Source organism: Streptomyces seoulensis, assembly GCF_004328625.1.
Lineage (GTDB): Bacteria > Actinomycetota > Actinomycetes > Streptomycetales > Streptomycetaceae > Streptomyces > Streptomyces seoulensis.
The window spans coordinates 5,828,306-5,838,551 of record NZ_CP032229.1 but is presented as its reverse complement, the minus strand read 5'-3'; the positions used below and the strand labels follow the sequence as shown (position 1 = coordinate 5,838,551).

Genomic DNA, 10,246 nt, shown 5'->3' with positions numbered 1-10,246 from the left:
TCGTACAGCCCTTGGTGACGAACGGGCAACGATTTATGGAATACCGGACATGAAAGAACGGCGTGCGCCGGAACCGCACACCTTGACCGGTGCGGGTTCCGCTGCACGCCGTTCCTCCGGAACGCGCCGGGGTTCAGTCCTTGGCGGCGTCCTTCAGCTTCTCCTTGGCCTGGCGGGCGTCGCCCGTGGCCTGCTCGGCGCGGCCCTCGGCGGTCAGCTTCTCGTTGCCCACCCCACGGCCCGCGGTCTCCTTGACCTTGCCGCTCGCCTGCTCGGTCGTGGCCTTGGCCTTCTCGCTGGCGCTCATGCCGCTCACCTTTCGCTGTGCCGCTGTTGCCTGACGAGAAGGCGGATGACCCCGTATCCGTCCCGTAAACCCCGTGAACCGGATGTAATTCATGTGTGTGCGCGGCGAGGATGCGGGCATTCGCCGGTCAGGAGGTTGATAAAAATGGTTCCCCTGCTTCTGGTTCTTCTTCTGGCTCTGATTCTTTTCGGTGCGGGCTTCGCGCTCAAGGCACTGTGGTGGATCGCGATCATCGTGCTCGTCGTGTGGGTGCTCGGCTTCATCGTGCGCCCTGCGGGCAGTGGCGGCCGCAAGGGCCGTTGGTACCGCTGGTAAAGCACTCCCTGTGCGACGAAGTGGCCCGGCCGGAATCGGCCGGGCCACTTCGCTGTGCCCGGATCGGGCGTATCGCCACGCTTGCAGGGGTACGAGGAGAACGTCGGCCCCACGGGGGACCGCAGTGGAACCCTGCACCTCCTGCCCCCGTGGGGCCGACCCGTGTCCGGCGCCCCTCTCCCCCGGCCGGCGTCACTCCGATGGCCCGCACCGCGTGCGCCCGTCCCGGGCGCGCCCGAACGTGGTGCTGGTGTCATCGAGCCCATGAGGGAGAGAGTCATGATCATCAAGTTCCTGTACGACAAGGGTCTGCGCAGCGAGCACGCCAACACCGTCGCCTGTGCGGCCATCGGACTGTCCGTCGCGTCCTGGTTCACCTCGCGCAAGGTGGAGGCGCAGGGTGTGGACCGGGCCGACCGCTGGGGCATATTCGTCGCCACCTGGCCCGCGACCTGGTTCGGCCTCGGCCAGGCCCTGAGCCAGTACGAGCGGACCGTCGTCTCCTTCGGCCGCTAGCCGCGCGGACCACCGGCCACGGCAAAAGAACTGGACGGGGTCACGGCCGGCCGGATAGCTTGCGGTCGACCGTGACACCGCCCGAGGAGGTGAGACCCATGAACGCTGTATCGACGTGGGTGCTCCCTCTTTCGCGTCACGGCCGGCGGCCGACGTAGGTGCCGCCGGGAGCGCCTCCACACCCAGGCACTCCCGGAAGGCACCAGCCATGAACTCTCTCCGCCTCACCACCGAGTCGTCCTCGGACGGTCCTCGAACGTGACTTCACCGTGGGCGACGTCCCCGGCGTCCTCTGGTCCCCCGCCTCCGCCGGCCCCGCGCCCCTGGTCCTGATGGGCCACGGCGGCGGCGCCGACAAGCGGCACCGCGCGATGGTGGGCCGCGCCCGTCTCCTCGTCACCCGGTGCGGCTTCCACGCCGCCGTCATCGACGCCCCCGGCCACGGCGACCGGCCGCGTTCCGCCCAGGACGAGGCAGACGTCGCCGCGCTGCGCCGGGCCCAGGCCGCGGGGTCGCCGGAGGCCCCGGTCGTCGTCCCGTACAACGTGCGCCTGGCCGAGCAGGCCGTGCCCGAGTACCGGGCGACGCTCGACGCCCTCCAGGAACTTCCCGAGATCGGCCCCGGCGGGCCGGTCGGCTATGTCGGCCTCGGTCTGGGCATGGCGATCGGGATGCCGCTGGTGGCGGCCGAGCCCAGGATCACGGCCGCGGTCTTCGGCATGACCTGGCCGGACGCCCTGTTCGAGGCGGCGAGGCGCATCACGGTCCCGGTCGAGTTCGCCCTGCACTGGGACAGCGGGCGCATCCCGCGCGAGGCGAGCCTCGCCCTGTTCGACGCCTTCGGCTCGGCGGAGAAGTCGCTGCACGCGCACGCGGGTGAGCACGTCGCCTGGCATCTGGTCGAGGCCGACAGCGCGACCCGCTTCTTCGCCCGGCACCTCTCACCGGCCTGACCGTGGGACGGCGGCGCCCCGGTGTCCTCACCGGGGCGCCGCCGTACACCGTGCCTAGCGGCTCGAACTCGACAGGTTCTCCTTGACCTTGGCGATGGCGAACCCCCAGCCCTGCTGGACGGTCGCCTTGCCGGGTACGGCGATCTCGTCGGGGTTGGTGAGCACGTCCAGCAGGACGGGGCCCGGCTCGGCGAACGCGCGCTTCACCGCGTCGGCCAGTTCCTCGGGCCGGGTGACCCGGATGCCGGTGATGCCGAGCGCCTGGGCGACGGCGGCGAAGTCCGGGTTGTCGAGGACCGTGCCGAACTCCGGAAGCCCGGCCTGTTCCTGCTCCAGCTTGACCATGCCGAGGCGCTGGTTGTCGAAGACGACCAGCTTGACCGGCAACCGCTCGGTGCGGATGGTCATCAGGTCGCCCAGCAGCATGGACAGTCCGCCGTCGCCGCAGAAGGCGACGACCTGGCGATCCCTGTCGAGCATCTGCGCGCCGATCGCCTGCGGCATGGCGTTGGCCATCGAGCCCAGGTTGTAGGAGCCGAGCAGCCGGCGGTCGCCGCGCATCTCCACGAACCGGGACAGCCACACCGTGGCCATACCGGTGTCGGAGGTGAAGACGGCGTCCTCGTCGGCGGCGGCGTCCACGGCGGCGGCCAGCGCCTCGGGCCGTACGAGGTGCGAGCGGTTGTCGAACTTGGAGCGGACCTTGCCGAGCAGCCCCCGGTCGTGGTCGGGCGAGGCGAGGTCGCGCTGGCCCTCCTGCCACTTGGTGAACTTCGTCCGCGCCGAGTCGAGATGGCCCCGGTCGATACGCTGCCGCACGCGCTCCAGCAGCCCCCGCACGGTCGGGCCGACGTCGGCGGCGAGGCCGACGTCCACCGGCACCCGGCGCCCGATGTGCTCGGCGACCCGGTCCACCTGGATCACCTTCTTGCCCTCCGGATACCAGTCGCGGTACGGGAAGTCGGTGCCGAGCAGCACCAGGGTGTCGGCGTGGTCCATCGCGTGGGCGGCGGCCGGGTTGCCGATGAGGCCGGTCTGGCCGACCTGGTACGGGTTGTCGCCCTCGAAGCCCTCCTTGGCCTTGAGGGTGATCACCATCGGCGCGGCCAGCCGCTCGGCCAGCGCGAGCACCTCCTGGCGGCAGCCGCGCGCTCCCCGGCCGACGAGCAGCGTGACCTTGCCGCCGTCGTCGAGCACGGAGGCGGCCTCGTCCAGCGCGGGGTCGTCCGGCCGGTTGGCGGAGCCGGTCAGCGAGAGCCGGACCGGCCGGTCGTCGGGCAGCTCCAGGTCGCCGACGTCGCCGGGCACGGTGAGCACCGCGACCCCGCGCCTGCCGACGGCGGTGCGCACGGCGACCTCCAGCAGCGCGGGCAGCTGCGCGGGCGAGGTCACGGTGGCCCGGAAGACGGCCACGTCCTTGAAGAGGAGGTCGTTGTCGACCTCCTGGAAGTAGTCGGTGCCGATCTCCGGCTGCGGTACCTGTCCCGCGATGGCCAGCACCGGGGTACCGCTCTTCGCGGCGTCGTAGAGGCCGTTCAGCAGGTGGACCGAGCCGGGACCGACGGTGCCCATGCAGACCCCGAGCGTGTCGGTGAGCTGGGACTGGGCACCGGCCGCGAAGGCCGCCACCTCCTCGTGACGGCAGCCCACCCAGGACACGGTCCCGGAGGCGCGGATGGCGTCGGTGAACGGGTTGAGCGCGTCGCCGACGACGCCGAACACCTGGCGTACGCCGAGTTCCTCCAGCGTGTCGACGACAAGACGGGCGACGGTGCGGGCCATGGGGTGCGTCCTCTCCGCGGGCCCTTGCGGCCCGCCGGTGTCGTACGGCGGAGGGTGTGCCGCCGTACCGGTACGGGTGCCTGCGGTTCAGCCGGCGAAACGGTCCGGGTCGGCCGCTTTCCAGTCGGCGGCCCAGGCGGCGGGCGGCCGCTCGATCAGCTCGCCGGGGGCCAGCCAGTCGTAGAGCGCGGCGTAGGAGCGGAAGTCGCCGGTCGGGGTGTCGCGGCGGCGCAGCATCTCCGGGCGCAGGTCCTTCGGGTCGGTGACGCCCATCGCGGCCATGATCTGCTGGGCGCTGCGCACGGTCGCCTCCTGGTAGCGGCGGACCCGGTCGGACTTGTCGGGGACGTCGAGGGCGCGGGCGCGGCGCGGGTCCTGGGTGGTGACGCCGGTGGGGCAGCGGTTGGTGTGGCAGCGCTGGGCCTGGATGCAGCCGACGGCGAACATCATGCTGCGGGCCGCGTTGGTGTAGTCGGCGCCCATGAGCAGCCGCTTGACCAGGTCCGAGCCGGTGGCGACCTTGCCGCTGGCGCCGACCCGGATACGGTCGCGCAGCCCGGCGCCGGTCAGGGCGTTGTGGACGGTGATCAGCCCCTCGGTGAGCGGCATGCCGAGGTGGTCGGCGAACTCCAGCGGCGCGGCGCCCGTACCGCCCTCGGCGCCGTCGACCACGATGAAGTCGGGGGTGACGCCCTCGGCCAGCATGGCCTTGCAGACGGCGAGGAACTGGGTGCGCGAGCCGGGGCAGAGCTTGAACCCGACGGGCTTGCCGCCCGCCAGCTCCCGCATCCGGGCCAGGAACCGGACCAGCTCGCGCGGGGTGTGGAACTCCCGGTGGTACGGCGGTGAGATCACGGTCTCCCCCTGCGGGACCCCGCGCACCTCGGCTATCTCGGCGTTGACCTTGTCTCCGGGCAGGACCCCGCCGATGCCGGGCTTGGCGCCCTGGGAGAGCTTGAGCGAGACGCACTTGACGGCGGGGTGGGCCGCCTTCTCGGCGAACTGCTCCGCGTCGAAGCCGCCGTCCTCGGTACGGCAGCCGAAGTACCCGGTGCCGATCTCCCACACGAGGTCGCCGCCGGGGCGCAGGTGGTACTCGGAGAGGCCGCCCTCGCCGGTGTCCTGGGCGAAACCACCGCGCGCCGCGCCGGTGTTGAGGGCGAGGACCGCGTTGGCGGACAGCGAGCCGAAGCTCATCGCGGAGACGTTGAGCAGCGCCATGTCGTACGGCTGGGCGCAGTCGGGACCGCCGACGCGGACCCGGGGCGGTGTGTCGGGGGTGTCGACGGGGGCCATCGACGGCACCAGGAACTCGTAGCCCCGCTGGTACATGTCGCGTTCGCTGCCGAAGGGTTCCTCGGCGTCGATGCCCTTGGCCCGCTCGTACACGATGCTGCGGGTGTCGCGGTCGTAGGGGCGGCCGTCGTAGTTGCGCTCGACGAAGTACTGCTGGAGCTCCGGCCGGATCGCTTCCAGCAGGTAGCGGGCGTGGCCGATGACGGGGTAGTTCCGCAGTACCGTGTGGCCGCGCTGGAGCAGGTCGTAGCTGCCCAGCAGGCCCAGGGCCGCGAGGACGCCCGCGGCGAACCACCACCAGGGGGACACGAGGACGGCGGCGGACACCGCGGCCGCCGCACCGATCAGAAGGAGCCCCACGGCCCCGAAACGCACCATGCCCTCCCCGATAACCGCTGGTGGGGCACTCATGCAGGGGCCGGGTAAGGAACGTACGTGAGTTCGAGCCGGTCATGCCGGGCGGCCTGGTGAACCGCCCGGCACCGAGGGCTTCAGCGTCTGCGGCCGCGGGCGCTCCAGCCGGCGCCGATGCCCGCGACGTGCAGCGCCAGCAGGGCGAGACCGATCAGCATGACGTTGGTCGAGCTGAAGGTGTCGTTGGTGGAGATGTCCGCCGCGTTGATCAGGAAGGCGATGAAAAACAGGACCGCGGAGATGATGGCCAGCACGATGTGCTCCCGTTCGGGTGAGTGAGGTCTTCCGGAACACAGACCTGATGCCCGAGAAGGGGTGCGCCAGTCACACTTTCACTGCCCGGCCTTCGCGCACGCCTCGCTGCCCTCGCATTTCTGAAGATCCGTCAATGTCTCGTGCAGCACGGTCTGTTGGGTCTTGGACAACGACGAGGCCCGGTTGTGCTGCTCGTCGGGGTCGCGCTCGGTGTCGTAGTACTCGCGCTCGCCGTCCGCGTACTCGACCCACAGCGCGTTCGGGGTGCGGACGGCCTCGTAGGAGGGCGGGTTGCCGCTGCTGTCGGGCGCCGCGTCGGGGTCGTCCTTCTTGGAGGCGGGACGGTGGTGTTCGATCAGCACCGCCCGGCGCCAGTCGGTGACCTGTTCTCCGTGCAGCAGCGGGGCGAGACTCGCGCCGTCGGCCGCCCCGCCCGGCTTCACCCCGGCCAGTTCCTGGAAGGTGGGGCTGAGGTCGACGTTCGCGGCCGGCTGGGAGATCTCCTTGCCGGCGGCCACGCCCGGCCCGGCGACCACCAGTGGCACCCGGATGTCGGTGTCGTACGGGGTCTGCTTGCCGGGGCGCAGCCGGTGCTCGCCCATGTGGAAGCCGTTGTCGGAGCTGAACACGATGTATGTGTTGTCGGCGAGCCCCTTCGCCTTCAGCTCGTCCCGGACGCGGCCGATCATGTCGTCCACGGCCTGCACCGAGCGGGCCCGCTTGGCGAACTTGCCGTCGATCGACCGCTGTTCGTCGGCGGAGAGGGGCCCCAGGCCGCTCTGCCACTTCGGGGCCGGCTCGGAGGGCTTGTCGTAGGCGGGGGTGCGGGGTGCCTTGAGGCCGGGGAAGTCCTCCGCGTCGCGGGGCGCGGGGGTGGAGGGGCCGTGCGGGGCGAAGGTGGCGAGTTCGAGCACGAAGGGCTTCTTGGCCGCCGCGGAGGAGTCGATGAAGGAGGTCGCCTTCTTCGACACCACGTCGGTGAGGTAGTCCTCGGGGTCATGGCCGTACTTCACGACCTTGCCGTTCTCGTTCAGGCCGAAATTGAACTCGGGGTAGCCGTTGCCGGCCACGTCCCACTCGTCCCAGCCCGGCGGGACGTAGGGCTTGTCGGTGCCGTGCTTGTCGGCGGGGAGGTAGCCGTTGAGGTACTTGCCCATGAAGCCGGTGCGGTAGCCGGCCTTCTGGAGTGCGGGGCCGTAGCAGTCGCGCTCGTTGCCGTTGCGGTTGTACGCGCCGTAGCCGCCGTCGTCGCCGTTGTTGGTGAACACCCCGGTGCTGTGTGGGTACTTGCCGGTCAGGATCGAGGAACGGGACGGGCAGCACAGGGAGTCGGTGACGAAGTAGTCGCTGAACGAGGTGCCGTCGCGCTGTAACTCCTTCACGTGCGGCATGTACGGAACCAGGTTGGTCGCGAGGTCGTCGGTGAGCACGAAGACGATGTTGGGCGTCTTCGCCCCGGGGGTCGTCTCGCCGGGCGCCCCGGTGCTCGCCGGTGCGCTGCAGGCGGCGAGCAGGAGGGCCGCGGCCCCCGGACCGAACAGCCGATGTCGCTTCATCGTGGTGGAACCTCCGGAGCGGGAACGGGTCGGCTGCACCGTAGGAACCAACATTCTCAAAACTCTGTGGAGGTTCCCGGTCCGGTGGGCAGGAGACCGGGTGTACGTGTTCCCGACCGGAGGGTGTGACCAGATGAGCGAGAAGAACGAGAGCCCGGCGGACGTCGTGCGGGCGCTGTACGCCGCGCTCGGCGAGGGCGACATCAAGGGCGTCCTCGCCAGGATGGCCCCCGATGTGATCATCGACGAACCGAACCGGCTTCCCTACGGCGGGGTGCACCGGGGGCGCGAGGCGTTCGCGGAGGCGGTTCTGGGCGGGATGACGGCCCACGCGGACATCACCATCACCGGTACGGATGTCTTCGAGGGCCCCGCCGGGATCGTCGGCCGGCTCACCGGCACCCTGAAGGCCCGCTCGTCCGGCGAGGAGTACGCGCTGACCCTGGTCGAGGTCCACCGGGTCGAGGACGGCCTGGTACAGGAGATCGACGTCTACACGAAGAACCCCGAGGGCGTGGCGGAGTTCTTCGCCCACGCGGAGGCCGGGGCGGCCGATCACTCCGGATAGTCGGCGTCGAGCCGGGCCAGCCCGTCCTCCCACCGGCGCCGCCTCGCCTCCCCCGACTCCTCCCACCAGGGCGTCCCCCGCTCCCCCAGCGCTACCTTGGCCCCCTGCACCCGCCCCCGCGCGGCCCGCTCCGCCGCCCCGTCCTCGGCATCCCGCACCCCACGCCGCCCCGCCATGAGATGCCGCCGCAACCGCGCGGCAACCTCCTCGGGCACCTCGGGGTCCGTCGCCCGCCAACGCCGCCCATTGATGACGACGAAGTGCCCGTCGGGGGTCTTCTCGGGCGGGTCGTCGGCCATGTTCCCGATTCTCACCGGCCGGGGAGAGGGGAGCGAGCGGGCACACCGCCGGACAGGAAAAAGGCGGGAGACGCATGAAGCGTCTCCCGCCCTCTCTGTTCCCGTACCGCCCCGCAGGACCGTCAGCGTTCAGGGGTGTCTTCCGGTGCCCTGGTGCCCTCGCTGCCGTAGGAGCGGCGGACGGCGTCGGCGGCCTTGTCGGTCTGGGCGTCGTACTTGTTGCCCGTACGCTCGTCGATCAGCCGTTCGGCACTCTCCACGCCCTTGTCGGCCTGGTCAGGGTGGCTCTTGGCCAGGTCCTTGGCCTTGTTCGCCAGATCCCCGAACTTGCTCATGGGAAGCCTCCTGCGGTTGGTGCGTACGTCGTACCCGGCTACGCCTACCCGTCGATCACCCCCTGAATCAGGGCGCTTTGAACAGAGCGGGGAAGCGGGGCGCGAGCCACGGCTTGCGCCCCCAGGCGAGTACGCCGGCGCGCGCCATGGCCTGCCAGGGGCCCACGCGGCCCAGCGCGATGAGCAGGAAGGTGACCGGCTCGGTGCGGATGGTGCACCCGGAGCGCTCCGGCGGCCCGGGGAGGACCTCGACGACCCCCTCGGTGAAGGTGACCCCGAAGGGCTCGCAGCCCGGGACCCGCAGGGTGTAACGCGCCGTCAGTCCGGCCGGGGCGGCCGCCACCCGTGGCATCGCCGTCTTCAGGAACGGCAGGCACAGCCCCACCCGCGTCCGGTCGATCATGTGCGGACGGCCCACCCCGCGCGCGAGATCCCAGCCGTGCCCCAGCATGTGGGTCAGGAGGTACGAGGCGAGCACGTCCTTGGTCATGGGGCCCAGCGGGGTCACCAGCGTCCGCGTCGGGTCGGTCTCCGCCACGGCGACCAGGAACGCCTCGGCCTGCCGCACGATCATCGCGGCCAGCGGCTGCGCCCCACGCTCCGGGAACTCGGTGAGGCCGCGCGCGTTGGCCGCCGCGAGGCTCTGCGGGGTGCCGTCGCCGTAGGGACGGTCCCGACCGGCGGCGAGGTCGGCCATCAGCCCGTTGGCCAGGGCCAGATGGGCGGCCGTCTCCCCCACGGTCCACTCCAGCCCCGGTACGGGGGCGCCCGGGTCCGCGTCCCTGTCCAGCAGCGCGGCGATGTCCCGGGCCGTCTCCCGTATCGCCCCGCCGAGCCCCTCCGGCAGGGAGTCCCCGCTGCCCGTCTCCATACCGCCCGCTCTCCTCAGCTCCGGATGATCACGCGGTACGAAATCAGACCGGCCCGCTCAGGACAAGGGGCGCGGTGTTCCGATCGCGCCGAGCCACTCCTCGACGGTGACGACGTCCGCCCACTGCGGGAACAGCCGCTCGACGAGCATCCGGTGCACCTCGGGGTCGGTGTCGAGACAGCCGTCCGACAGGACGGTCGCACCGAGATCCAGATCGACCGCGCGCCGCAGCGTGGACAGCACGACCGCGCTGGTGGCGATGCCGGTGAGCACCAGGCTGTCGATGTCCCTGGCCCGGAGCACCAGATCGAGGTCGCTCCCCGAGAACGCGCTCCCCCGCCGCTTGGTGACGACGACGTCCCCCGCCCTGGGCGCGATGTCGGGATGGATCTCGGAACCCGGCGCGCCCTCGGTGAACAGCCCGGCGCGCAGGACGTTGGCCATCACCTTGCTGCGTGTGCCGACCTCGGGATCGCCGGGCCGCAGTCCCATCACCACGTAGACCACCGGGATGCCGGCGGCCCGCGCGCCGTCGATCGCGCCGCGCAGCCGTGGCAGATAGCCGGAGCCGTCGTCGGCGAGGTCCACCACGTCCCGCTGGACGTCCATCACCAGGAGCGCGCTGCTCGTCATGCCTGCCGTCCTCCGCGGTCCGGGGCCGAGAGCTCATGGTCGCACCGCGACGAGCACGCGCGCTCCGCCGATGGAGGTAATCGGGGCCCTTCGACCGATCCCCACGGGGTGGCGGCGCCGGATCACCCGCGTACGAGTCGAGCATC

At 71.3% G+C, this 10,246-nt stretch carries 12 protein-coding genes and 1 pseudogene; 4 read left to right on the top strand and 9 right to left on the bottom strand.

The window, feature by feature from the left end; all coding sequences use genetic code 11:
* Positions 1–133: 133 nt before the first annotated feature.
* Positions 134–307 (bottom strand): CsbD family protein, encoded by a 174-nt coding sequence (locus D0Z67_RS26935; protein ID WP_078873441.1) that lies wholly within the window; start codon positions 305–307, stop codon positions 134–136.
* Between the two features lie 144 nt (positions 308–451).
* Here D0Z67_RS26935 and D0Z67_RS26930 point away from each other — a divergent pair, with 144 nt between their 5' ends.
* The 3 genes and pseudogenes from D0Z67_RS26930 to D0Z67_RS26920 all read left to right on the top strand — a co-directional run bounded on the left by D0Z67_RS26930 (position 452) and on the right by D0Z67_RS26920 (position 2,091).
* Positions 452–622, top strand: coding sequence for a hypothetical protein (locus tag D0Z67_RS26930; protein WP_031182256.1), 171 nt, complete (start codon positions 452–454; stop codon positions 620–622).
* A gap of 279 nt (positions 623–901) precedes the next feature.
* Positions 902–1,138 carry a hypothetical protein gene (locus D0Z67_RS26925; RefSeq protein ID WP_031182255.1) on the top strand — a complete coding sequence of 79 codons (237 nt, stop codon included), beginning with the start codon at positions 902–904 and terminating at the stop codon, positions 1,136–1,138.
* A 208-nt stretch (positions 1,139–1,346) separates the two neighbouring features.
* Positions 1,347–2,091, top strand: a pseudogene (locus D0Z67_RS26920) (alpha/beta hydrolase family protein).
* A 54-nt stretch (positions 2,092–2,145) separates the two neighbouring features.
* Here D0Z67_RS26920 and D0Z67_RS26915 read toward each other — a convergent pair.
* The 4 genes from D0Z67_RS26915 to D0Z67_RS26900 all read right to left on the bottom strand — a co-directional run bounded on the left by D0Z67_RS26915 (position 2,146) and on the right by D0Z67_RS26900 (position 7,394).
* A complete protein-coding gene (locus D0Z67_RS26915; protein WP_031182254.1) occupies positions 2,146–3,873 on the bottom strand; it encodes a thiamine pyrophosphate-dependent enzyme in 1,728 nt (575 codons plus the stop codon).
* Between the two features lie 87 nt (positions 3,874–3,960).
* The gene (locus tag D0Z67_RS26910) at positions 3,961–5,547 is read right to left on the bottom strand and encodes an FMN-binding glutamate synthase family protein (RefSeq protein ID WP_031182253.1); all 1,587 of its coding nucleotides are present in this window, start codon (positions 5,545–5,547) and stop codon (positions 3,961–3,963) included.
* A gap of 113 nt (positions 5,548–5,660) precedes the next feature.
* Positions 5,661–5,837 carry a hypothetical protein gene (locus tag D0Z67_RS26905; protein WP_107059607.1) on the bottom strand — a complete coding sequence of 59 codons (177 nt, stop codon included), beginning with the start codon at positions 5,835–5,837 and terminating at the stop codon, positions 5,661–5,663.
* A 78-nt stretch (positions 5,838–5,915) separates the two neighbouring features.
* Complete coding sequence (locus D0Z67_RS26900; RefSeq protein ID WP_031182252.1) at positions 5,916–7,394, bottom strand: sulfatase family protein; 1,479 nt, start codon at positions 7,392–7,394, stop codon at positions 5,916–5,918.
* Between the two features lie 133 nt (positions 7,395–7,527).
* On the opposite strand from D0Z67_RS26900, the gene D0Z67_RS26895 reads away from it, so the two are divergent.
* Positions 7,528–7,962, top strand: coding sequence for a nuclear transport factor 2 family protein (locus D0Z67_RS26895; protein WP_031182251.1), 435 nt, complete (start codon positions 7,528–7,530; stop codon positions 7,960–7,962).
* On the opposite strand, the gene D0Z67_RS29805 is transcribed toward D0Z67_RS26895, so the two are convergent.
* The 4 genes from D0Z67_RS29805 to D0Z67_RS26875 all read right to left on the bottom strand — a co-directional run bounded on the left by D0Z67_RS29805 (position 7,950) and on the right by D0Z67_RS26875 (position 10,100).
* The gene (locus D0Z67_RS29805) at positions 7,950–8,261 is read right to left on the bottom strand and encodes a hypothetical protein (RefSeq protein ID WP_031182250.1); all 312 of its coding nucleotides are present in this window, start codon (positions 8,259–8,261) and stop codon (positions 7,950–7,952) included. The two genes, D0Z67_RS26895 and D0Z67_RS29805, sit on opposite strands and share 13 nt — an antisense overlap.
* Before the next feature lie 122 nt (positions 8,262–8,383).
* Entirely contained in the window at positions 8,384–8,596 is a 213-nt protein-coding gene (locus D0Z67_RS26885; protein ID WP_031182249.1) for an antitoxin, read from the bottom strand.
* Positions 8,597–8,663: 67 nt separating this feature from the next.
* A complete protein-coding gene (locus tag D0Z67_RS26880; protein WP_031182248.1) occupies positions 8,664–9,467 on the bottom strand; it encodes a maleylpyruvate isomerase family mycothiol-dependent enzyme in 804 nt (267 codons plus the stop codon).
* Positions 9,468–9,524: 57 nt separating this feature from the next.
* On the bottom strand, positions 9,525–10,100 hold the full coding sequence (locus D0Z67_RS26875; RefSeq protein ID WP_031182247.1) for a cysteine hydrolase family protein: 576 nt from the start codon (positions 10,098–10,100) through the stop codon (positions 9,525–9,527).
* Positions 10,101–10,246: the final 146 nt, after the last annotated feature.